This is a genomic window from Pedobacter sp. AW31-3R (assembly GCF_052180285.1).
Lineage (GTDB): Bacteria > Bacteroidota > Bacteroidia > Sphingobacteriales > Sphingobacteriaceae > Pedobacter.
The window spans coordinates 2,359,663-2,380,867 of the sequence record NZ_CP197475.1; the positions used below are offsets into that span (position 1 = coordinate 2,359,663).

General features: G+C 39.5%; 22 protein-coding genes. 17 read left to right on the top strand and 5 right to left on the bottom strand.

The window, feature by feature from the left end; all coding sequences use genetic code 11:
* The first annotated feature begins 1 nt into the window (after position 1).
* The 5 genes from ACSBL2_RS09640 to ACSBL2_RS09660 all read left to right on the top strand — a co-directional run bounded on the left by ACSBL2_RS09640 (position 2) and on the right by ACSBL2_RS09660 (position 5,135).
* Positions 2 to 1,594 carry a SusD/RagB family nutrient-binding outer membrane lipoprotein gene (locus ACSBL2_RS09640; protein ID WP_442591479.1) on the top strand — a complete coding sequence of 531 codons (1,593 nt, stop codon included), beginning with the start codon at positions 2 to 4 and terminating at the stop codon, positions 1,592 to 1,594.
* Positions 1,595 to 1,763: 169 nt separating this feature from the next.
* Complete coding sequence (locus ACSBL2_RS09645; protein ID WP_442591480.1) at positions 1,764 to 2,720, top strand: DUF1735 domain-containing protein; 957 nt, start codon at positions 1,764 to 1,766, stop codon at positions 2,718 to 2,720.
* Positions 2,705 to 3,361: a hypothetical protein gene (locus ACSBL2_RS09650; RefSeq protein ID WP_442591481.1), complete on the top strand. Its 657-nt coding sequence runs from the start codon at positions 2,705 to 2,707 to the stop codon at positions 3,359 to 3,361. The genes ACSBL2_RS09645 and ACSBL2_RS09650 overlap by 16 nt, the downstream gene beginning before the upstream one ends.
* A 249-nt stretch (positions 3,362 to 3,610) precedes the next feature.
* Entirely contained in the window at positions 3,611 to 4,306 is a 696-nt protein-coding gene (locus tag ACSBL2_RS09655) for a hypothetical protein (protein ID WP_442591482.1), read from the top strand.
* A gap of 229 nt (positions 4,307 to 4,535) precedes the next feature.
* A complete protein-coding gene (locus tag ACSBL2_RS09660; RefSeq protein WP_442591483.1) occupies positions 4,536 to 5,135 on the top strand; it encodes a DUF998 domain-containing protein in 600 nt (199 codons plus the stop codon).
* 38 nt (positions 5,136 to 5,173) lie between these two features.
* Here ACSBL2_RS09660 and ACSBL2_RS09665 read toward each other — a convergent pair whose 3' ends face one another.
* Together ACSBL2_RS09665 and ACSBL2_RS09670 are read right to left on the bottom strand one after the other, a co-directional pair.
* Positions 5,174 to 5,461: a hypothetical protein gene (locus ACSBL2_RS09665; protein ID WP_442591484.1), complete on the bottom strand. Its 288-nt coding sequence runs from the start codon at positions 5,459 to 5,461 to the stop codon at positions 5,174 to 5,176.
* A 160-nt stretch (positions 5,462 to 5,621) separates the two neighbouring features.
* Positions 5,622 to 5,756, bottom strand: a complete 135-nt coding sequence (locus tag ACSBL2_RS09670) for a hypothetical protein (RefSeq protein WP_442591485.1) — start codon at positions 5,754 to 5,756, stop codon at positions 5,622 to 5,624.
* Positions 5,757 to 5,834: 78 nt separating this feature from the next.
* Between ACSBL2_RS09670 and ACSBL2_RS09675 the strand changes: the two genes are divergently transcribed.
* The 3 genes from ACSBL2_RS09675 to ACSBL2_RS09685 all read left to right on the top strand — a co-directional run bounded on the left by ACSBL2_RS09675 (position 5,835) and on the right by ACSBL2_RS09685 (position 7,741).
* Positions 5,835 to 6,362 (top strand): hypothetical protein, encoded by a 528-nt coding sequence (locus tag ACSBL2_RS09675; protein ID WP_442591486.1) that lies wholly within the window; start codon positions 5,835 to 5,837, stop codon positions 6,360 to 6,362.
* 206 nt (positions 6,363 to 6,568) lie between these two features.
* Positions 6,569 to 6,727, top strand: a complete 159-nt coding sequence (locus tag ACSBL2_RS09680; RefSeq protein ID WP_442591487.1) for a hypothetical protein — start codon at positions 6,569 to 6,571, stop codon at positions 6,725 to 6,727.
* A 303-nt stretch (positions 6,728 to 7,030) separates the two neighbouring features.
* Positions 7,031 to 7,741, top strand: coding sequence for a hypothetical protein (locus ACSBL2_RS09685; protein ID WP_442591488.1), 711 nt, complete (start codon positions 7,031 to 7,033; stop codon positions 7,739 to 7,741).
* A 477-nt stretch (positions 7,742 to 8,218) separates the two neighbouring features.
* Here ACSBL2_RS09685 and ACSBL2_RS09690 read toward each other — a convergent pair whose 3' ends face one another.
* Complete coding sequence (locus tag ACSBL2_RS09690; protein WP_442591489.1) at positions 8,219 to 8,764, bottom strand: YcxB family protein; 546 nt, start codon at positions 8,762 to 8,764, stop codon at positions 8,219 to 8,221.
* 414 nt (positions 8,765 to 9,178) lie between these two features.
* Positions 9,179 to 9,865, bottom strand: coding sequence for a helix-turn-helix domain-containing protein (locus ACSBL2_RS09695; protein WP_442591490.1), 687 nt, complete (start codon positions 9,863 to 9,865; stop codon positions 9,179 to 9,181).
* 261 nt (positions 9,866 to 10,126) lie between these two features.
* Here ACSBL2_RS09695 and ACSBL2_RS09700 point away from each other — a divergent pair, with 261 nt between their 5' ends.
* From ACSBL2_RS09700 to ACSBL2_RS09710, 3 genes are all read left to right on the top strand, one after another.
* Complete coding sequence (locus ACSBL2_RS09700) at positions 10,127 to 10,690, top strand: DapH/DapD/GlmU-related protein (RefSeq protein ID WP_442591491.1); 564 nt, start codon at positions 10,127 to 10,129, stop codon at positions 10,688 to 10,690.
* A gap of 99 nt (positions 10,691 to 10,789) precedes the next feature.
* Positions 10,790 to 11,191, top strand: a complete 402-nt coding sequence (locus ACSBL2_RS09705) for a (R)-mandelonitrile lyase (RefSeq protein WP_442591492.1) — start codon at positions 10,790 to 10,792, stop codon at positions 11,189 to 11,191.
* A 71-nt stretch (positions 11,192 to 11,262) separates the two neighbouring features.
* On the top strand, positions 11,263 to 12,291 hold the full coding sequence (locus ACSBL2_RS09710) for an alpha/beta hydrolase (protein WP_442591493.1): 1,029 nt from the start codon (positions 11,263 to 11,265) through the stop codon (positions 12,289 to 12,291).
* Positions 12,292 to 12,340: 49 nt separating this feature from the next.
* On the opposite strand, the gene ACSBL2_RS09715 is transcribed toward ACSBL2_RS09710, so the two are convergent.
* Positions 12,341 to 12,604, bottom strand: a complete 264-nt coding sequence (locus tag ACSBL2_RS09715) for a helix-turn-helix domain-containing protein (protein ID WP_442591494.1) — start codon at positions 12,602 to 12,604, stop codon at positions 12,341 to 12,343.
* Here ACSBL2_RS09715 and ACSBL2_RS09720 point away from each other — a divergent pair.
* The 6 genes from ACSBL2_RS09720 (at position 12,528) to ACSBL2_RS09745 (ending at position 21,187) form a co-directional block, all read left to right on the top strand.
* The gene (locus tag ACSBL2_RS09720) at positions 12,528 to 12,911 is read left to right on the top strand and encodes a peroxiredoxin family protein (protein WP_442591495.1); all 384 of its coding nucleotides are present in this window, start codon (positions 12,528 to 12,530) and stop codon (positions 12,909 to 12,911) included. The genes ACSBL2_RS09715 and ACSBL2_RS09720 overlap by 77 nt on opposite strands.
* 452 nt (positions 12,912 to 13,363) lie before the next feature.
* Positions 13,364 to 13,939: an RNA polymerase sigma-70 factor gene (locus ACSBL2_RS09725; protein ID WP_442591496.1), complete on the top strand. Its 576-nt coding sequence runs from the start codon at positions 13,364 to 13,366 to the stop codon at positions 13,937 to 13,939.
* 100 nt (positions 13,940 to 14,039) lie between these two features.
* Positions 14,040 to 15,191, top strand: a complete 1,152-nt coding sequence (locus tag ACSBL2_RS09730) for a FecR family protein (protein ID WP_442591497.1) — start codon at positions 14,040 to 14,042, stop codon at positions 15,189 to 15,191.
* A gap of 242 nt (positions 15,192 to 15,433) precedes the next feature.
* Complete coding sequence (locus ACSBL2_RS09735) at positions 15,434 to 18,751, top strand: SusC/RagA family TonB-linked outer membrane protein (RefSeq protein ID WP_442591498.1); 3,318 nt, start codon at positions 15,434 to 15,436, stop codon at positions 18,749 to 18,751.
* A 10-nt stretch (positions 18,752 to 18,761) separates the two neighbouring features.
* Positions 18,762 to 20,177 carry a RagB/SusD family nutrient uptake outer membrane protein gene (locus ACSBL2_RS09740; protein WP_442591499.1) on the top strand — a complete coding sequence of 472 codons (1,416 nt, stop codon included), beginning with the start codon at positions 18,762 to 18,764 and terminating at the stop codon, positions 20,175 to 20,177.
* A gap of 80 nt (positions 20,178 to 20,257) precedes the next feature.
* Positions 20,258 to 21,187 carry an ABC transporter ATP-binding protein gene (locus ACSBL2_RS09745; protein ID WP_442591500.1) on the top strand — a complete coding sequence of 310 codons (930 nt, stop codon included), beginning with the start codon at positions 20,258 to 20,260 and terminating at the stop codon, positions 21,185 to 21,187.
* The last annotated feature ends 18 nt before the right edge of the window (positions 21,188 to 21,205 follow it).

Below are 21,205 nucleotides of genomic sequence, written 5' to 3' on the forward strand. Positions count from 1 at the left end.
CATGAAAACATATTATAACCTACTCAAATTTTTGGTATTGATAACCCTCCTGTCTTCTTGTGAAAAGGACCTGGATATTAACAATAATCCGAACAGTGCCACGGGCTCCACAGTAAAACCATCGCTGATTTTACCCAATGCACTTACGGTTACGGCCGCCAATACAATTACGTATAACACCTATGCCTCTTTCCTTGTGGGGTACCAACTGCCGGGTAGAGGAATAAGTGGATATAATGATACTTATTCCTACAATTTTACCTCATCATCCAATAATACCTTATGGAATAATGTATTTACAAACCTTAAGGATTACCAGTATATCATCAACAATTCTGAAACTGCTCCGGAATTGGTGTTGTTTAATGCGGTCGCACATATTGGAAAAGTGTATAACTACCAGCGGCTTGTAGACACCTATGGTGATGTCCCTTACACCGAGGCGCTTAAAGGCTCAGGGAATGTTGCGCCAAGATTTGATGCAGGTGCTTCAGTTTATGAAGGACTTGTCGCTGAGCTTGATGAAGCTATAGCAAAAATCAAATCCAACAGTGCCAATGCCGGGACCAGTGTGACAGCCTTAACCTCCAGTTCAGATGTACTTTTTGCGGGAAACCTCACGAAATGGATACAGTTTGCCAATAATATTAAACTCAGGATCCTGGTGCGTGCAGAAGGTTCCTCGATAGGAGGTTTTGTAACCAGTGCTTACCAGAATTTTTCAGCTGAAGGATTTTTACTGGAAGATGCCATTGTCAATCCGGGCTATAATGCCTCTGCCAATCAGAATCCATTTTGGAACACCTACCACAGTAGCGTGACTGGATCTGCAACCACTGCCGCCACTTATTTTATCCCTTCGAAGTATGTCTATACTTTCTATAATGGCCCTGTTTTAACTGATATCAGAAGAGGGGAACTGGTCTACAGAAACTTTCCATCCACTCCAACTGGTCAGCTGGGAGATGAAACAAATAATCCGGGTGCGATACCTACCTATTCTGCCTGGTATACCGGATCCGGATCGGGACTGACCGCCACCAATACCATCGGGGTGCTGAAAAGCCGCTCTTTTGGCCTTGCGATTTTTCTGGCCTCCGACATTTATTTCCTTCTTGCAGAAGCAGCGCTGAATGGCCACGAGTTATCGGGAGATGCAAAGACAAATTTTGATAAAGGTATTCTGGCATCCTTCAGGTACCTGGAGACCAATGGAAATAATGCCATAGAAAGTGGTTACGATCCGGAGAGTGATGCAGCTGCCTATCAATTGGAGAATAACACCTATCTGGCGAATTATGATCTCGCAGGAAGTAAAGAAACCAGGCTTGAAGCTATCATTACCCAAAAATATATTGCTTCCAACCTGATCAACAGTTTCGAATCCTGGTCAGATTTCAGAAGGACCGGGTATCCTAAAATTCAGGCGAATGGCACTGCTACCACCACATTTGTCTCCATTTCATCTGCTTCCACCAGACCAGATAAACTTCCTGTCCGGGATATCTATCCGCAAACAGAATATAACTTGAATCCCAACACGCCGGTTCTGAGCAATGCCTACACGAATCCGATATTCTGGGACCTTAATTAATAGAATGGAAGGCATGATATGCTTATAGTTTTCAAATGAGACCAGCAGACCGCTTACAAACAGTAATGAAAACCGGGCATGCGAGCTCTTGAATACAAATGAAAAACAATAAGAATTCATGAAAACCACTTATGATGGCTTCATAACCGATAAATAATACTATATTCAAATGAAAAAATATCTAAAAACCGGCCTGATGAGCAGTATCCTCCTGCTCTCATTTTTATCCTCCTGCACAAAGGAAGACAGCGTATTCACTGATGGTGGATCGGCGGGGATTGTTGAACTGGAATTACCTGCGCGTACAACCTCCACAGTTTATGCAGTGAAGAGTCTTTCCTTTACAGCCCAGGAAGAAGTAGATTTCCCTGTCTCCATTAACTACACAGGTGTAAATGGTACTCCCTCGGATGTTAAAATTGCTGTTGAAGTAAACAATAGTGCGGTAACTACCTATAATGCCGCTTCAAATACATCCTACACGCCTTTGCCAAATGAACTGTACACAGCTACTTCAAATGAAGTAACCATCCCCAGGGGAACAAAAACCGGAATCTTTTTAATCAAACTGAAAACCGGATCTTTTGATTTCACAAAATCATATGCCTTAGGAATCACTATACGGAGCACTTCATCAGGAACGGTAAGCGGAAATTATGGCACCGGCATTTACCGGGTCACTGCAAAGAATAATTATGAAGGGAGTTATAGAGTTACCGGATGGTTTTTTCATCCTACGGCAGGAAGGGCAATTAATGCGGTAAAAACACTTTCTACCACAGGAAAAGAAAGCGTATCTGCACCTCTGGGCGACTTGAGTGGTTATGCCATTGAATTTTCGATTAACGGGTCGAAACTTGAAGCTTACAAACCTCTGGGTTCTACACCGACAGGGTTAAACTCTGGATTTTTTACGGCAGACCAACCTGGGGTAAGTCCGACATGGATAAATAACCCTGTAAGCGCTGATGCCCCGGGGAAAGGGCCTTGGGTTGTCTCCACCTATAATAACAGTTATGATGAAACAGCAAAAACATTTTATCTTGCTTATGGATATGTGGCTTCAGGCGGTTCCGGTCAGTCGTCCTGGAGCCGGCAGATTTATGAAAAATGGGTAAAACAGTAAGGTTTTTTTTATGTTGCGCTCTTTTGCTCTCCGGTTGTATTTCCGGGGAGCAAAAAGTTTTTGTTTATCCCAGGATAGGTATCGGAGAAAAGATTTACCTTTCAACGGTATCCATTGATGGGGAGTACACGAAAAAAGACTCCTGTCTGATTTTGGAAAGCGGTAAAATGATCAGCTTCAATTTGCCGGAAGAAAACCAGCTGTATGCGCTGACTTCAGATTTCAACAGCTATTTTGTAGTCTTTATCAATGATAAGGGGGATAAGATCATCCATGCCGATTATTTTTCCCGGCACTATAGCATTTCCGGTTCTGCAGCTACTAAAAGCCTGATTCATTTCCAACGCTTACAAAATGAATTGGAAAAAAGGCGCAGGCTTGCAGCTGAGAAAAAAGAGGATCAACATGCAATGGAACTTGCTGAAAAAAAGCGAAAGTATTACATCAATTACGCGGACACCGTTGAAAATATAAAAGCCTTTCTGATTGTAAATGATGAACTGAACTTTGGTCAGGATACGAGGGCCTTTGAAAAATTTATGGAGAGGGCCAAGCTCAGGTTTAAGGGCAATCCGGAGTTTGATCAAATTTATCAGCGTTCTTTGGTATACCTACAGTCACAGAAAGAGCATCCGGAATAGCGGGATGTCGATGCCAATTTCTTAACAGCCATGGTGTAACCACTAAAGGTTAGACCATGGACTGTCTGAATCTATAGGCTGAATGTTTTGCCCCATGTTGCCGGCAAACAAACATTTCAACTGATATTTATCTTTATCTTCTGAATTATTTTGCCTTTAACCATGACAAATGCTCCGTTTACAAGTTGAGGAATGGTTGTTTATGGGCGGTAACTGGCGTAAAAGAAATGTGAATAAAAACAAAAGTTTATGAATAGTTTAGTGAAAAGTTCCGCCCCTGCGAAAATTATATTCCTGATTTTATCCTGCTTTTTGAGCGTTCCCGTAGCGGCACAACAGCTGACAGATTTTAATGTTCCAGCTGGTTACACTAAAATTATGGAAGTGAAAGGCGACCTGGATAAGGATGGAGTGGAGGAGATTGTATATGCTTATACAACAGATAAAAAGGTGGAAAACCTTGGGTTCCAAAGATTATTCTACATCTGCAAAGTGGTAAACGGGAAGGTGATGCTTTGGAAGAAGAATACATCTGTTTTAAGGAGCAGTACTGACTGTGGATTTTGTTTAGATAAAGGAATTGACCTCTCTATTGAAATCAAGAATAATACCCTGATCATCAGGCAGACATTCAATCATAATGCAAGGCATGACAGTACCCATAAGAACATTTTTCGCTATCAGAAAGGGGACTGGTTTCTGATTGGATCTACCTTTACGGATTATGATACCTGTTATTTCGATTTCCAGTACGATATTAATTTTTCCACAAAGCAGGTGAATGTAGCTGAAACTTATGGGGATTGTGATGATGGAAGAGAAGTGATGAAAGATGAGTTTTACGATTTCAAATATCCATTTAGCGGCATCCCGAAAATGGATGGCTTCAAACCTGGACAAGTGGAACTCCGTATTCCGGGATCTAAGAAATATTTTTATTATTAAAGTTTTGTTTTTAAGGGCGGGGGATAGTTGGGCATAAATTTAATCTTGTTGCTACTCTTTCTGTAAGTATTCATGGGCAGGAATGATATGTATGTCAATTGAGTATCCATGTGATCAGCTGCAGCAAGAATAATCTGTGTTAGCGGGCTTTTGTCGCGATAGCTATGCAGTCAAAAAGCATTGCAAAAATATCTGCATATTCATATCTTTGTTAAGTAAGTTTCTAATAATGAGAGTTAATACGGTACGCATATTACTTATTAGCGGACTAATAGTCCCTCTGTTATTCTGGGGTTCGATTCTCGTTTCGGCCAGTATGCAGGTTAACTATAACCACTTTAGAGACACGGTGAGTGCACTAGGAGCCATTGGATCCCCATCCGAAAAACTCATGGCAATTCTTACCTGGGGCTGTACAGCTTTTAGTATCACTTTTCTTGTCGGATTGTCTGTGGTATGCCAACAGTTGAAGCTCAATAAAACACCTTTGACGGGAATTGTGGGAGCAATTGTCATGTTTGCCTGGGCTGCTACTTTTCATTCAGGTAATCCCATGCACCCCAAAGCTGGCCCTGCTTTATTGCTTCTGCTCCTGGGACCTTTGTTATCCGTCATATTATGGAAGGAGGTGAAGCTGAAACCACTCAGAAAGTTTGGGATTTTAAGTTTCGTAATGATGTTAATGGTACTATTAAGGGCAATTCCTTCGGAAACACTTCAATATAATTTTACAGGTTTAATACAGCGGTTTGTACATTTCGGATGGTCAGTTTGGTTCGTTTCCCTTTCTTTAACTTTTCTCAAATTGAAAAATGATGGCATAAACTGAGAGTTACCTTCTATCCCTCCAAAATTTTACTGGCACATCTACTTCATGTGGGCAAAAAAAATACTGAATACAGCTGTTAGTGTATTCACTGTAGCTATCAAAAAAGTCCAGAATGCCCAGCTTCCAGTCTTGAAACGGCCCTTGCTGAGTTGAACAAACGAAATGATACCAATCAGCAATTGAGTGGCCAGCAATGGAAGGGTAAGAGCCTCCTGAATTGCACCAAGCATTTTATCCTGGATATTCAACCAATATGCGTTAGCAACCAGGAAGGCAAAATAGACCGCAATCGATCCACTCAAAAAGCATAAAATTTTACTGTTCATTCCGTTTATTGTTTTTTTATGATGTACATTAATCACAGCAACCACACCGTGTTAAAAGGTGTTCTGTACACGATGGTAGTTTGTGAAATTCTGTTGAATATTCCATCATGCAATTGATTTATCTCCACGGAATCGAATATAAACAATATACACCTATCATTTAATTTTTTAATAAGGGAAACCTTACTGTAGCCTGTGCACTGTTGCTCCAAATTCCTACTTTCCTGGCATCTTCTTTTATATCCGCAGCAGTGCTGAACTCACCACGCTCGATTTCAGCGTTATCTTTTACCATGTCTTTGTTATATTGCGCAGGTGTTTGTGGCTTCTCTGTGGTTTGAAACTCTGTGTTAAATAATTTACAACTATTACTATGAAACATATCAGTTTGTTTGCCGTTTGCATGTTGTTTAAAATAAGTGCTTTTTGCCAGGAAGGCGCTGCTGTTCTTGATCTGGCATTTCCAGAAGGGACAGTAAAGATTAATAAAGAACAATTTATAGACTTTTCTACTAAAAGATTTCCTTCTCCCTCATCTTTAACAGTAACAGAGTTTTTTTTTAATCTCTACCAAAAGGATAATATACTAGTTTATTTGCGCAATACTATGGCCAGTGTTACAGGAGCATATAGTCTCGAGATTAAACAAAAGGAAATGGTTTCTCTGGTTGGGCAAGCAGGATATGCTACGGATATAAGTTTCAGGATACTCATTTTTAATGAAGTTAGGTTTTTGGTCGTAAAGTATAAACATAATGGCTATTATACCTTCAGGTTTATTTCTGACCATGATTCGAAAGAGCGCTATATGTACGGAGATATTTTATTTGATATGGTTGATGCTGATAAAGCTGAAGATTACTTGCAGACTTTTTTAAAGACTATGCATTTTAAAAAGTAGAGGGGTATTTAAACGGGTTCTTTTTCAATCAGGTTATTTTTTATTTTATTCTTGAGATGAAACTGTTTTTTTGATTATCCGTATTGTTCTAAACCAGGTGGATATTCTGATCATGTCCAGAATATCCACCTGGCATCTTACATTGATTCTCTCCATTAATAAAGATGAATTTAAAATCAATTATATTAGAATAAAAAACTCTGGACATGAGGAACTCTATAGTTAATGGGGGCGAATACAAAGGTAACCTGGTGGGCGATTATATCGACTTGTTTGATAAAGTTAGAAGGACAATAAATTCTTGTAATACGGCAGGTCAGACAAAGGAACAATTGTTTGAACAATTAAATTTAGCAGGTTTTTAATCCAGGTCAACTAACTGCCTCACCACGATTTGCCGTTCTTTTTTTGTCTGAGGGATTATTCTTTTTTTGCAATTTTTCTTAAACTCCTCATCTTGCTAGGATTGATGCCTCTTATTAACTTTTTGCGGTAACAGACTTTGGCAGCATCAACAAAAATGGTAAAGCTTTGGAATAATTCAGATCAGGATATTCCAGACCTAATGCTCTTATGTTATTGTAATAAGTTTCGTGTATAGTAGATCTTGGAATTGCTAGATTTGCACCTAAATGGGTGAAAGAAATGTTTAATCTAACTTGGAAACGATGATAGACAACCTGAAAAAAATGTTGAGGGTTTTTAGAATGAAGGAGAAAATTTCAAAAGACGAATATTCATTCTTTTGGAATCTTGTAACAAGACTACCTGACAAATATGATTTTTTAAGGAATCAGGCTAATGAGGAATTTATTTTGGGAAAAAGACCAAATCCACTTAGTAAAAACGGAAGCTATAATTTTCTTTTAAACGCAAACTTAGAAAAAAAGTACTCTGATAAGTCTTTCCCAAATTATTTTATCTTAAAAGATATTAAAATATGGAATAAAGTAAAAGGAAGTTATGAAATGATAGAATTAGATATATTTAAAGGAATGTTGGCTGGATATAAATTGCCTTCGAAAATATCGGATCTTGATTACAATAAAATGGATGTTACACAAATCAAGGAAAAAACATTTGCTGAAGAAGATAGACATAAGGTCGAGCAGCTTTTAGGAGAAATCAGTGAAAATCTTAAGTCTATTCTTGATATACAAAGTGCTTTCCAAATAGAAATTCAGGGAGATATCTATTATGTGATCAAAGATTTGGGTGATGGTAATTATTTGTCAATCAATGAGGTGGGTGCAATCTGTCTTATGATTCATGATCCTTTTATGATTGAAGAAATATTTATAAATAAAAATTTATTTATAAATGCAGTAGAATCCGGTGACTTTAATATCCAAAAATTTTATGAATCAAAATTTAAGTAATTCAAAATATGTAAATTTAAAGGTGCATTTTACTTACGGATGAAAATTCTTGTATATTAAACTTGTAGGCTTCTCACAAAATCACACCATCGCTGGGTACTACACTGTATTTTTAGAGTGTTTCCAAAGCTCTAATTACCTTTTTTGCGGATAAGGGAAGATCCGGGGTCAATACATATTATCTCTTTGTTGTAATCATCAACAATATTTAACACCCCAAATTTCTTTTCATAAGCTATCACTCTTGAAGTCAATAGACTATACACCTACGCCTAATTCACGTAATAGCTCATTTCACTCCTTTGTCAGAAATGCCAGGAAGTGATTAAAGAGTCTAAATTCTTTGTTTAACAGATGATGTAAATTGGCTAAATACAAGTGAACGATTCTATGATTACCTCAGGCGTCAGCATCAAAAGTTTTAAGGTAAATTATCAATTTTTTTGCAGAATAACATTCGCATGAAAACTCCACTGTTTATTTAAACTTCCACTCTAGTTCCTGTGTAAATGGTACATTATATTTCTTTATAATGCGATTAATGATCACTCTGAAATCTTCTTCTGGTATCTCAGCTTTTGGTACAATTAATACTTCCGCAGTTTTGAATTTGATGAGGTAATAGCGACGAATTTCATAAATATACTCCAGTTGTTCAAGATTGATTTTTGATTCCCCGGCAAAGTCGGCACTTAGAAGCTGATCTTCTGTAAACTCTATCCAACCCGGTTTGCCATGTCTGTTCTTGTAAGTTTCAGCAATATTTTTTCTATAGTGTCTTTGGTATAACCAGCGTTGATAGAAAGAATATAGGAAGATAAATATAAAGGCAAAAATTATAATTTCCCACCATTTTATAGTAGGACGTTCTTCCAGAAGTGATGATATCGAAAATAACATAAAGGCCCCAAAAAGTATAATTAGAGTTTTTCTTCTTCTTCTTTTTACAAGTTTGGATTTCGAAGAAATAAAAAGTGATCCGGTAAGGTAATCTTCTTCGGTCAGGGTAAGTGCAAATCTCATGATCAGGGCGCGTAAATATCATCAATGATACGGTTAGTTGTTTTAATAATAAAATGAAATTAAAAATTCCAAAAAAACACCTTACTTCCTCGAATTAAACCGTCATAAATTATCAGTCAGGTACCTTGCCCCTGCGCTGATCACATTGCTTTTTGTCATTCCATCATAATAGTCAGCCCTTGTCTATGTTTTGTCCCCCCTCTCATTTTTTTATATGCATCAGGAAATGATATATCTTGCTGACATGATGTATTGTTATTGAGCAATCTTGTTTTTACCTATAAACTGAACAACGTAAGATCAGCATGTAAGCATCCTAATTTAACAGGAGTCTCTATAATAGTGATTTTGCCCTTAATAGTTCTAAAGGAGGGAAATCATGATCGAAGTAAAATGGTTAAATTGAAAAATGTATCAGTTGAGTCTTGCCCGATAATCAGTCGGAGAGACGCCTAATAATTTCTTAACATATCGGGTGAAAAATGACCTACTGCTGAAGTGCATCTTATTGGCGATTTCAGAAACGTTAAGGTTTCTGTTCTGTAATAAAATAATCAGCCGTTCTTTAACATGTCGTTGTATCCATTCTGAGGCGGTAATGCCTGAATGCACTTTACAAAGGTGATTCAGATATTTGGCACTAATGTTAAGTTTATTGCTGTAAAAACTTACTTCACGGTTCTGCATACAATGGTCTTCCAGCAGTTTGATGAAACGCTGATAATGTGTTCCAGTCTGGAGACTGTGTTTGCGTTGTTCATATTCATTTGCGAAGGTATGCCACATTTCAAGAATAAAAAGTTGCATCTGTAATTTGAGTCCCTCTTCGTAAAATCTATGGTCGAAATCTAAAAAACGTTCATTCAATCTGTTAAAATTGTCAATAATTCTCAACCTATCATGACTGTTGTGGATTAACTTTACTGGAAATACTCTTGAATGGAGTTGTGCATTAATGCTCCAGCCCTGGTCTGGCACATTGTCCATCAAAAAATTCTTTTCCACCAATAGAACGGTTGCCCTGAAATTTTTTGAAAAATGAAGACTGGATAAACGGCTTCCGGCAAACCAGAACAGGAATTGTCCACTTTTGCATTCCATTTCCAAATCATTAAATAAAAATTTGATTGTACCGCTTTGACAATATAAATGAGTGTGGTATAATCTAAAAAAGATATCCGGTAAATCAGATTCCTTTTTGATTTTCAGTAATTTAACCCTATTGATAGTAGTCATGATCCATTGATGAATAATCGTTTTGGTTAAAATAGGTAATATTTGACATTTTTGGCGTACTTAATATAACAAAACACTTGTGCCTTCAGGTGTACCTTTGTGTTTATATATCAAAACATAAATTTCATGACAGACAATATATTCGACAGCCTGAGAAATGGGGAAACTATTTCTGCAAATCATGCTGACGGTGGTAAATTAAGAGAGGCTTCTTTTGCGACGATGAAACTGCTTTGGCAGTTAAATAATTCCTTTGATCCAGAGGAGATCCAGGAAGTGTTTAGTAAAATCACCGGTTCAACTGTTGACCATAGCTTAGGACTTTTCCCCCCAATCTATATCAATTATGGGGAAAATTTAAAAATAGGAAAAAATGTATTTATTAATTTCAATTGTACCTTTTTGACACTGGGCGGCATTACTATTGAGGATGATGTACTGATCGGTCCCAATGTCAAGCTTATTTCTGAAGGCCACCCGCTTGATCCTGAAGAAAGGCACTCACTCGTTCCGGGGAAAATCCACATCAAACAAAATGCCTGGATCGGAGCGGGCGCAACAATCCTTCCAGGTGTCACCATCTACGAGAATGCTGTGGTTGCTGCTGGTGCAGTAGTCACAAAGAATGTCCCTGCAAATACAGTGGTAGCTGGTATACCTGCAAAAGCAATAAAAAAAGTTAAGTCATAGATTTTAAATAAAAATATAACAACACAGCATTAAAAAACCATTGCCAAAACATGTGGGAATGGATAAACCAAAAACAATTTAACATACAATATTATAATCATGCAATTAAAAAGAAATGGAACACAGTTTTCGGTTAAAGGAAATACCGATTGGTTCACAGGTGAGGTTCGGATTGACCCATTGTTTGCCAAACAAAATTCTACCAAAGCTGCAGGTGCGCTGGTGACTTTTGAGCCCGGTGCAAGAACTGCCTGGCATACTCACCCCGCCGGACAAACGTTGATCGTAGTTTCCGGACTAGGTTGGGTACAAAAAGAGGGTGAACAGCTGCAGGAAATATACCCTGGTGATGTGATTTACTTTGAACCAAATGAAAAGCACTGGCATGGTGCATCAAGAGATAAGGCTATGAGCCATATCGCTATACAGGAAGAAGTAAATGGTGAAGTGGTGACCTGGATGGAAAAAGTAGGTGATGATCAATACAAATTAAAAGGTTAATGGTAGGAGGTATAGGGTTTAACTTAGAACACGCCTTTAGGGCGAAATTGATCATGTTGCTGGGCTTACTTATGGTCCTAGGACAGTCATGCAAACAGTCTGCAGAACAAAATACCAATGACGGAGCAGGACAAACAATTGATTCCAGTGCAGATCATTATACTTTCAGGTTGAGTGATAAGGTGCTGCGCAGCAGAGTAAAATTTAAAAACCGTTATGGTATTACTCTTTCAGGTGATCTGTATATGCCTAAGACTAGTGACAGGAAGTCTTTATCTGCCATAGTAATTGGCGGCCCTTTCGGAGCGGTGAAAGAACAATCTTCAGGTTTATATGCAAATCAACTGGCGGAACGAGGCTTTGCAACATTGGCATTTGATCCTTCATTCACAGGTGAAAGCGGGGGAGAACCGCATAATACTGCTTCCCCGGATATTTATACTGAGGACATGAGTGCTGGTGTAGATTTCCTTGGTTTGCAACCCTCAGTGGACAGAAACCGTATCGGCATGATTGGTATTTGTGGTTCGGGTGGTTTTGCACTCAATGCGACTGCTGTAGATAAACGTGTAAAGGCAGTGGCAACAGCTGCGATGTATGATATATCACGCGGTTCGGCAAAAGGTTTAAATGATTCAATGACACCAGAACAGCGTGCTGAAATTTTGAAAAAACTGGGCGAACAGCGATGGAAAGATGCCGGAAGCGCTAAACCTTTTGTGGCCGGCCGACATATTCCGGATGTACTCCCAAAAGATGTTGACAGTATCACTAAGGAGTTTTGGGATTACTATAAAACCCCTCGAGGCTACCATAAAAATGCTGTGAATTCTAATGACACCTGGGTTTCAACAATGTCTATTTCATTTATGAATATGCCCCAATTAACGTATATTAAAGAGATTTCGCCACGACCGATTTTGATCATCTCAGGAGCAAATGCACATTCAAGGTACTTTAGCGAAGATGCCTTTAAAATGGCTAACCAGCCAAAAAAATTATTGATTGTTCCAAATGCTAACCATGTGGATTTATATGATCAGTTTGATAAAATTCCATTTGATACACTGGAACTGTTTTTCAAGGATAATCTGAAATAACTCATTTGAAGAAATTTTTGTCAAATGTAGGGTTGCCAGTTACAATCATTTATACTCTTGGTGTACTTCTTTGTTCGCGGTATTCGGATGGAGATAAGCCCATTACTTTGGTAAACAACCTGGAAAAATAATACTGATCATTTATGGCTATTTTGAAGGCAATCTCTTTAATTCTGAGTTGTGTAAACTGCAGGTATTGGCAAGCTTTCTGGATTTTAAGATGATTAAAATATTCAATGGGTGGGAAGCCTGTACGTTTTTTAAACAATGCAGAAAAATGGCTGGAAGAACTATTTACATTTTCTGCAATCATCTATAAGGTTAGGTTTCTGTCCAGGTTGTCTTGCATGTGTTTAAAGGATAAAAACTTTACAATTCTGGGGGTATCATTAGATCAACCAGGAAGAAAGCAAGCCTGGCTGGATGCTATTCATAAGGATGGCTTGACCTGGACCCACGTTAGCGACCTTAAGTTTTGGGATAATGCAGTGGTAAAACAATATGGTATTAAAGGAGTTCCCGCAAACTTTTTAATTGACCCGACCGGTAAAATTATTGCCAGAGATTTACGTGGTGAACAATTACAAGGAATGCTTGAGAAGGTGATTGGTGGTCATTGAAATGATGCTGACTGAGCAAGTATGAGCTTACTGAGCAAGCCTCTCAACTATTTTATGATATATCTTCACCACACACAATTTAATGAATTTCTACCAAGAGAATAATTAACGGAAGAATATATTACACACAGTGTTCTTAACCTGCTGTACTTCTATGGTTGGGCTTGAGAACACTGTGTTTAAAGAATCTACTCCATGTTGCCATGCTCCAATCCACCAATACCGATCACACCTAATTTATCACCTTTCTTAATATTGCTCCAAATTATTGCTATTTACTGGCTTCTGCTTTTAAAGCCGCAGCTGTCCTAAACTCACCATGCTCAATTTCAGCGTTACCATTTTCCAGGTCTTTGTTCTATTGCGCAGGTGTTTTGAAACAAGAATCTGCTAATTTTTATTCATTAAAGGATTAATGGTGTATATTTATCGCTTGCTGAACTAATTAATTGATGAATAGTGAATATTTAGAGGTAGAAACGGAAGAAAATCTTTTGCTTTTGATAAAGAAAGGCGATTATTCCGCTTTTAATAAAATTTATTCCCGCCATTGGTCTGTTTTATATGGAATGGCCTTTAATATTTTACGCGATCACCAACATAGTAATGATATTGTTCAGGATATATTCGTCTGGTTTTGGGAGAATCGGGTTCAATGGGAATTAACCTCCTGTCGCGGGTATCTTTTAACCGCTGTTAAATTTAAAACTGCCAATTTTATTCGTGCAAATAAAGTCCGGGAAGATTTCTTTAAAAGTGCTGGTACACGTGATGAACCAGTTTTCGATCAGAGTCTGATGCTTGAAGCGAAAGAGTTAGAAGTATTGATTCACAATATTATAGCCGACTTGCCTGGCAGGTGTAAGCATATATTTTCATTGAGCAGGTTGCAGCACATGTCAAATAAAGAAATAGCTGCCGAACTTAATATTTCAGAAAAGACTGTTGAGATGCAGATCACTATCGCTATAAAAAAACTAAAGGATAAGCTTGGAAAAAACAATATGCTGATGTTTTTATTTATCTGATAGTTAGTGTTATAGCGGGTATTTTCGATTTTATTTTTATTCTTTACAGGGCTAAGCCCTTCTGAAGTGCTTTACATTATATTAACACAGTTATAACATAATGGACAAGGCAGATTTAATTCTTATTGCGGATAGGGTTGCTGAAGGTACAGCCACAGAACAGGAAAGGGCAATATTTCTTTTTCATGTCAATAGTTATGCTCGGGAAAACCCGATTTGGGACCGTGTTCCCCTGTCCGCAAAAAATGAAATTGGAGCACAACTCCGCAAAACCATCGAAGAACGCATTAACTTACCACCTAAATTATCAGTAAAAAAGGCATTTACTTACTGGCGTAGTATTGCTGCTGCCATATTTTTGCTAATCACATCGGGATTATACTATGCGAGTACTTTAAATAAGAGCACGGTATCTGATCATACCGGATTAGTTGGCAATGATATTTCAGCAGGACACAACGGCGCAACGCTAAAATTGGCCAGCGGTGAATTGGTAGATCTGAGTGCAGCTAAGTCAGGGGTACAAATCAACCCGACCCAACTGACCTACAATGATGGGTCATCGCTCGCAACCCAGGAGCCGCTTACACCCCTTGGGTACGGTGAGGCTGCGGATAAAACTCTTGAGATTTCAACCGGACTTGGTCAGACGTACCGGGTCGATCTTTCAGATGGAACCAAAGTATGGCTCAATGCGGGAAGTAGCATAAGTTTTCCACGTGTATTCGACAAAGCAGGGGCACGAATGGTGAAACTTTCCGGGGAGGGGTATTTTGAAGTAGCCAAAGATAACTTTCATCCATTCATCGTGAAAAGTGACAGGCAGGAAATCAAAGTTTTAGGGACCCATTTCAATATCAATGCCTATGAAGATGATAAGGTTGTTAAAACGACCTTGCTCGAAGGCTCTGTTCAGGTTTTTAGTCACCATCAATCGCAGCTTCTTGTTCCTGGCCAGCAGTCTAATGTGTCAGCCCTGGGGATTACGATTGCTCAGCGTGTTGATTTGGAGGATGTCGTATCCTGGAAAGAAGGCTATTTCAAGTTTGATGACAGCTTAGAGGAAATTATGGTCAAAATTTCAAGATGGTACAATATTGAGGTAGAATACCGTATTAAACCTGATCCAGGACTTACTTTTTCAGGTGAAATTTCCCGTAGCAGAAATATTTCCGGAATCTTGAAAATGCTGGAATACAATGGAGATGTACACTTTATAATTGAAGGAAGGAGGGTGATCGTAACAAAATAGTTTATGGTGGTATCCTTTAAAATACCAAATCCCGATTGGAGTCGGGATCTGGTGATTTGTGGGCTTACCCTTCCTTAACAGGATAAAAAAGATTGACTTAGAACCAAACATTTAAGAACTAAACCCAACAACCCAAATTTATGAATTTTAACTTATATTTTAAGCATGAAGGAAACCGTCATGTCAGAAATAAATTTCTGCTGGTTATGAAATTAATTGTTCTTTTGCTTATCACTGCCTTTATGCAAGTAAACGCAAGTACCTTTGCACAGAAAATTTCTATAAAAAGGACAAATGCTCCGTTAGGACAGATTATCAATGAGATAAGGAAACAGAGCGGATATGATTTTTTATATAAAACCAAACTTCTTGAAATTGCTAAACCTGTTACCCTTAATGTAAAAGGAGCAAGTATTGAGGAAGTACTTCGTATTTGTTTTGAAAATCAACCCCTGACCTATAAACTGGAAGATAAAGCGGTGTGGCTTAAAGAGAAGGAAAAAACATTTATTGAAAGAATTGTCGATCAATTTCAAAAGATAGATGTCAGGGGAAGAGTGATGGACGGTGCAGGAATCCCACTGTCGGGTGCCAATGTGGTATACATTGGTGGGAAGAAGGGAATTAGCACTGATGCCAATGGCTACTTTTTACTTCATGATGTGGAAGAAAAGGATGTGATTACGATCTCTTATGTTGGCTATGGTGTCCGGAAATTAGAAGCAAAGGAGCAAATGGGCGATATTGTTCTGCAACTTGTAACGGCAGAGCTTGATGGTACCCAGGTGATTGGCTATGGAACAACTACCAGACGATTTAATGTGGGTTCGGTAAGTACAGTTACCGCAGAAGATATAGAACAGCAGCCCGGCAACAATGTTCTGCTTGCTTTGCAGGGACGGGTGCCTGGACTTACGGTTACTCCCAATGGAGGCGCACCAGGGGCTTCAGTTCGGATACAGGTGAGGGGCCAGAATACGGTTCAAAATAATATCAATGGATTTAGGCCCTATGATCAGCCTTTATTTATTATTGATGGTATTCCTTACTCGCCTCAAAATAAAAAGATCAATATCCTGAATGCTTTTGGTTCCCATGCCAATGGTACCGATGCACGGTCATTGACCGATGCGGATGGTTTTAGCCCATTTAGTAATATCAATCCGTCAGATATTGAAAGTATTACTGTATTGAAAGATGCCGATGCAACTTCTATATACGGTTCTCAGGGATCGAATGGGGTGGTGCTCATTACCACAAAAAGAGGAAAGAGTGGTAAAACTGAGGTGTCGGCGAAAGTGGAACGGAGCCTAAACTTTGTCGCACGCCCATTAGAGATGCTGAATACACAGCAGTACCTGGAGATCAGACAGGAGGCTTTGAAAAATGACAATGTTCCCGATTTTTTCTATACGGCATCGTCATATCCAGATTTACTGGTGTTCGACCAGAATAAATACACCAACTGGTATGAACAATTTTATGGGAAGACTTCCAATAATACCAATGCCAATGCTAGCATATCGGGGGGCTCTGATGCGACGCGGTTTATGTTCAGTGGAGGATACCTGAAAACAGAATATAACTTTCCCGGAGATTATGCAGATCAGAGATATTCCTTTCATAGTTCCCTTCAGCACAGTGCTTTCCATGATAAGTTGAATGTGGAATTCGGCACTGATTATTCGTATGAAAGAAACAATACTTCGGGAAGTCCCAGTGTGAGTAGTGCATTTACTCTTCCGCCAAATACACCTGATCTGTTAGACAGTAAGGGCGATTTGATCTGGAGATACGGGAATTCCTGGATTTCATCTTTTCAGCAATATGCCTATCTAAAACAAACGAGTAATCTTCAAAGTAATAATTTCAATACCTATCTCAGGGCAGGATATAAAATTGTAAAAGGCTTAAAGTTCAGTGCGAGCCTTGGTTATAACAGAGTGGGTGTCAATCAGGATGTTGCCACCCCCCTGGCCTCACAAACACCTGAGTTTACTGCACAGTCAAATGCGATTTTTACCAAAACGACGATGGAGACTATTAACATAGAGCCACAGCTAGATTATCAGTTGATTTCTGGAAAGGGCAGGTTTACTGCCTTACTGGGAGGGACCTATAAAAAGAGTACGAACAAAAGTACTGCCCTTGCAGGTTATGATTATGCAACTGATGCTTTGCTGGGATCCATCAATGGGGCGAGGACCATGTCGGCATCTGATGATGGTAACCTCTACAAATACGCCGCTGTCTTTGGACGTATCGGTTATATCTATGAGGAGAAGTACATTGTTAACTTAACCGGCAGAAGGGATGGCTCCAGTAATTTTGGCCCCAACAGGCAATTTGGGAATTTTGGTTCTGTTGGGCTGGGATGGATTTTTTCAGAGGAAGGCCGTTTTCAGAAAGCTCTTCCATTCATTAGTTATGCAAAGCTTTCCGGAAATTACGGAACCAGTGGCAGTGATGGGATTGCACCTTACCAGTTCCAGTCTTTCTGGACAGCATCCAACAGTGCGAGCCTTTTTCAGGGAACACGCCCATTTGTGCCCGGTAACCTGTATAATCCCGATTACAGTTGGGGGCTGAAAAAGACCTTGAACGTTGGATTGGATATCGGTATTTTCAAAAACCGTTTGTTGTTGAATACCACCTACTATTCCAGCAATTCAGGCAATCAGCTGAGTAATTATGTCCTGCCTACCCAAACAGGGTTTTCCGCAGTGCTGAGAAACTTTGATGCGGAAGTGAGAAATACCGGATTTGAATTTTCAGTTAATTCCACGAATATGAAGTCGAAAGATTTCAGCTGGTCAAGTAGTTTCAATATCTCATTTAACAAAAATAAACTTATTGCCTTTCCAGGCCTAGCGGAGTCATCTTATGCCTATATCTATACTATTGGTCAATCTGTAAATACGGTAAAAGGTTTCAATTATAAAGGAGTTAACCCTGTAACGGGCTTATTTGAATTTTATAAGTCAAATGGAGAACTGACCAGTACACCTGTATCGGAGTTGAAGGAAAAAGGTGGTGATATTGCCCCTCTCGTGGATCTCCAACCCAAGTTTACAGGTGGATTTAACAATACGCTAAGCTATAAGAACTTTTCGTTAACAGCATTCTTTCAGTTTACCAAACAGACTGGTCTGAATTATAAATATACATTATACAACCCCTCATCTGCACTTCCCGGAGGGGTGATTAATCTACCTGTCCAGGCTCTTGATCATTGGAGGCAAGAAGGGGATGTTTCAGAAATGCAGAAGGTTAGCACAGGTTTCGATAGCCAGGCAATGATCGCAGCCCAGGCTTTCAGTCAGTCTTCCGGTGCTTATAGCGACGCATCTTACATCCGTTTGAAAACTGTTGCCGTGGAATATAGACTGCCTTCGCATTCGCTGCGCAATGCCGGCCTGAACAATGTACGTGTTTTCCTCAATGCCCAGAATTTATTGACGATCACTGGCTATGAAGTAGGTGATCCTGAGTCGGCTGGAAATTTATATAGTTTTCCATTGCAACGTACCGTCACTGGTGGTTTATCCTTCAATTTTTAAGTATAATGTTATGAAAAGAATATTTGTAATTACCTATAAGAATATCTTGCCAGGCCTGATTTTAATCTGTGCACTGTTGAGTTCGTGCGAAAAATTAATCGAGATCCCGGTAAACCCACCCAATAAAATCTCAACAGATAATCTGGCTGCAGATAGCGCCACAGTTATGGGGGCAATTGCAGGAGTGTACAATGGAATGGGCGCAACGATGAATACCGGTCTGGGCTTCACTATCGCAGTCTATACGGGATTATCGACTGATGAATTGGTCGGCGGACAATTCCTGGATCCGAATGCTACCCAATTTTTGACGAATACGCTGATCAGCAGCAATTCTGTCGTACGTAGTTTATGGAGTGATGCTTATAAGAATATTTATCAGATAAATGCCTGCATCGATATCATCAATACTTCAGGGGCTATAAGCAGTACATTGAAGAAGCAACTGCTGGGAGAAATGTATGTGGTTCGTGCATTTTACTTATTCAATCTCTGGAATATTTATGGTGAGGTACCTTTGGTTGTATCTACCGATTACAATGTAAATGCCAGATTGCCCAGGGCAACTGAAGCTGAAATCTTTTCTAAGATCATCAGCGATTTACAGGAGGCGCAACAATTGCTGTTGGTTTCTTATCCATCCCTGCAGCGGGCGCGCCCAAATATCTTTGTAGCAAAAGCATTGCTGGCTAAAGTCTATCTGTATCAAAAGGAGTGGCAAATGGCTGAAGGTATTGCAAATGAGATTATTAATTCCGGTACTTATCTGCTGAATGCAGAATTAAACCATGTTTTTCTGGAGGGAAGTACTGAAGCGATCTGGCAATTGCCGGCAAATGGTTTATCCAGTCAGACGGCAGACGGACAGCGGTTTGTTCCTTTTTCTACCTCTACTGTACCTTCCTATCCGGTAAGTCCTTCATTAATAAATGCGTTTGAAGCAAATGACCAGCGGAAATTGAAATGGTTAGGGCATAATAGAGTGGATTTAAATTTTAACGGAACTTTAACGTCCTACTACTATCCCAATAAGTATAAAAATAACAGATTGGCTGCCGCTACTACTGAGGCTTATATGATTTTACGGGTCTCCGAACTATATTTGATCAGGGCGGAAGCCAGGGCAAGGCTCGGCAATTTAGCTGGTGCGGCAGCAGACCTGCAGGTTATCCGCGACAGGGCAGGGCTGGGGCCGGGGAATGCTGTTACCCAGGCAGATTTGTTGACCGCGATTGCCAAAGAACGTCAGACAGAGCTGTTTTGTGAATGGGGCAACCGCATGTTCGATCTCAGAAGAACAGGTACTATCGACGAGGTGATGGGCGCCGTCAAACCAGGCTGGAAATCTACTTACGCCCTATTTCCGATTCCTCTTGATCAAATCAGGGCCAATTCCTTTCTCAACCAAAATCCAGGGTACAATTAAATAATCAAATATCATGATCACGCTCCTCTAACCTGCGCTTTATGCGGGATGGGGAGCGTATAACTAAAAATTATTAGAAAATGCAAAACCAAATTTTAAAAATTGAGCATTTGTCACACCAATACAACAGCTCCTGGGCAATTCAGGATATCAATCTCGAAGTCCGGCAAAATGCAATTGTAGGCTTACTGGGCTCAAATGGTGCCGGCAAGTCTACTACAATGAATATCATGTGCGGTGTGCTCAGCCACACAGAGGGTTTGGTACAGATTGATGGAATAGACATGAGAAAGAACCCGGAAGAAGCAAAGAAAAGGATAGGGTTCCTGCCTCAGAATCCACCGCTGTATCTCGACTTTACCGTCGATGAATATCTGAATTACTGTGCATCACTTCGTCTGATTCCAAGACAGCTGATCACTGCCGCCGTTAGTGAGGCGAAAGAGCGGTGTGGGGTGACCCATTTTAGTTCGAGGCTGCTGAAGAATCTTTCGGGTGGGTACCGTCAGCGGGTTGGCATTGCTCAGGCGATTATTCACAAACCCAAGCTAGTTGTTTTGGATGAGCCAACAAATGGACTCGATCCGAATCAGATCGTTGAAGTCAGGTCTCTGATCAGGGATATTGCGGTAGACCGGGCGGTTATCCTCTCCTCGCATGTTCTTTCAGAAGTCCAATTACTGTGTAATGAAATCACCATGATCGAAAATGGAAAGGTAGTGTTTGCAGATACGATGGATGCATTCAATAATTACGTGGAACCACATAGTCTATTGATGCTGATGGATAACCCGCCACCGACAGAAGAGTTTATGAAGATTCCCGGCGTAAGCGGAGTCGATTTTCTCAGCACCAGACAAATCAGGTTATATTTTAATGGCGACCAGCAGATCAGTGGAAAAATTATAGAATTAAGTGCTTTAAAAAATTGGCAACTCAAAGAGATTTCCCTTGATAAAAGCGCTGTAGACGAAATTTTTGCACAATTGTCCAATAAATCCAAAAGATAATCGAATCCAAATTTATAT

What these genes read in the sequence shown, in the direction of transcription:
- ACSBL2_RS09640 (WP_442591479.1), top strand. Translation starts at nt 2, where the DNA reads ATGAAAACATATTATAACCTACTCAAATTTTTGGTATTGATAACCCTC.
- ACSBL2_RS09645 (WP_442591480.1), top strand. Translation starts at nt 1,764, where the DNA reads ATGAAAAAATATCTAAAAACCGGCCTGATGAGCAGTATCCTCCTGCTC.
- ACSBL2_RS09650 (WP_442591481.1), top strand. Translation starts at nt 2,705, where the DNA reads ATGGGTAAAACAGTAAGGTTTTTTTTATGTTGCGCTCTTTTGCTCTCC.
- ACSBL2_RS09655 (WP_442591482.1), top strand. Translation starts at nt 3,611, where the DNA reads ATGAATAGTTTAGTGAAAAGTTCCGCCCCTGCGAAAATTATATTCCTG.
- ACSBL2_RS09660 (WP_442591483.1), top strand. Translation starts at nt 4,536, where the DNA reads ATGAGAGTTAATACGGTACGCATATTACTTATTAGCGGACTAATAGTC.
- ACSBL2_RS09665 (WP_442591484.1), bottom strand. Translation starts at nt 5,461, where the DNA reads ATGAACAGTAAAATTTTATGCTTTTTGAGTGGATCGATTGCGGTCTAT.
- ACSBL2_RS09670 (WP_442591485.1), bottom strand. Translation starts at nt 5,756, where the DNA reads ATGGTAAAAGATAACGCTGAAATCGAGCGTGGTGAGTTCAGCACTGCT.
- ACSBL2_RS09675 (WP_442591486.1), top strand. Translation starts at nt 5,835, where the DNA reads ATGAAACATATCAGTTTGTTTGCCGTTTGCATGTTGTTTAAAATAAGT.
- ACSBL2_RS09680 (WP_442591487.1), top strand. Translation starts at nt 6,569, where the DNA reads ATGAGGAACTCTATAGTTAATGGGGGCGAATACAAAGGTAACCTGGTG.
- ACSBL2_RS09685 (WP_442591488.1), top strand. Translation starts at nt 7,031, where the DNA reads ATGATAGACAACCTGAAAAAAATGTTGAGGGTTTTTAGAATGAAGGAG.
- ACSBL2_RS09690 (WP_442591489.1), bottom strand. Translation starts at nt 8,764, where the DNA reads ATGAGATTTGCACTTACCCTGACCGAAGAAGATTACCTTACCGGATCA.
- ACSBL2_RS09695 (WP_442591490.1), bottom strand. Translation starts at nt 9,865, where the DNA reads ATGGAATGCAAAAGTGGACAATTCCTGTTCTGGTTTGCCGGAAGCCGT.
- ACSBL2_RS09700 (WP_442591491.1), top strand. Translation starts at nt 10,127, where the DNA reads ATGACAGACAATATATTCGACAGCCTGAGAAATGGGGAAACTATTTCT.
- ACSBL2_RS09705 (WP_442591492.1), top strand. Translation starts at nt 10,790, where the DNA reads ATGCAATTAAAAAGAAATGGAACACAGTTTTCGGTTAAAGGAAATACC.
- ACSBL2_RS09710 (WP_442591493.1), top strand. Translation starts at nt 11,263, where the DNA reads ATGGTCCTAGGACAGTCATGCAAACAGTCTGCAGAACAAAATACCAAT.
- ACSBL2_RS09720 (WP_442591495.1), top strand. Translation starts at nt 12,528, where the DNA reads ATGGGTGGGAAGCCTGTACGTTTTTTAAACAATGCAGAAAAATGGCTG.
- ACSBL2_RS09715 (WP_442591494.1), bottom strand. Translation starts at nt 12,604, where the DNA reads ATGATTGCAGAAAATGTAAATAGTTCTTCCAGCCATTTTTCTGCATTG.
- ACSBL2_RS09725 (WP_442591496.1), top strand. Translation starts at nt 13,364, where the DNA reads ATGAATAGTGAATATTTAGAGGTAGAAACGGAAGAAAATCTTTTGCTT.
- ACSBL2_RS09730 (WP_442591497.1), top strand. Translation starts at nt 14,040, where the DNA reads ATGGACAAGGCAGATTTAATTCTTATTGCGGATAGGGTTGCTGAAGGT.
- ACSBL2_RS09735 (WP_442591498.1), top strand. Translation starts at nt 15,434, where the DNA reads ATGCAAGTAAACGCAAGTACCTTTGCACAGAAAATTTCTATAAAAAGG.
- ACSBL2_RS09740 (WP_442591499.1), top strand. Translation starts at nt 18,762, where the DNA reads ATGAAAAGAATATTTGTAATTACCTATAAGAATATCTTGCCAGGCCTG.
- ACSBL2_RS09745 (WP_442591500.1), top strand. Translation starts at nt 20,258, where the DNA reads ATGCAAAACCAAATTTTAAAAATTGAGCATTTGTCACACCAATACAAC.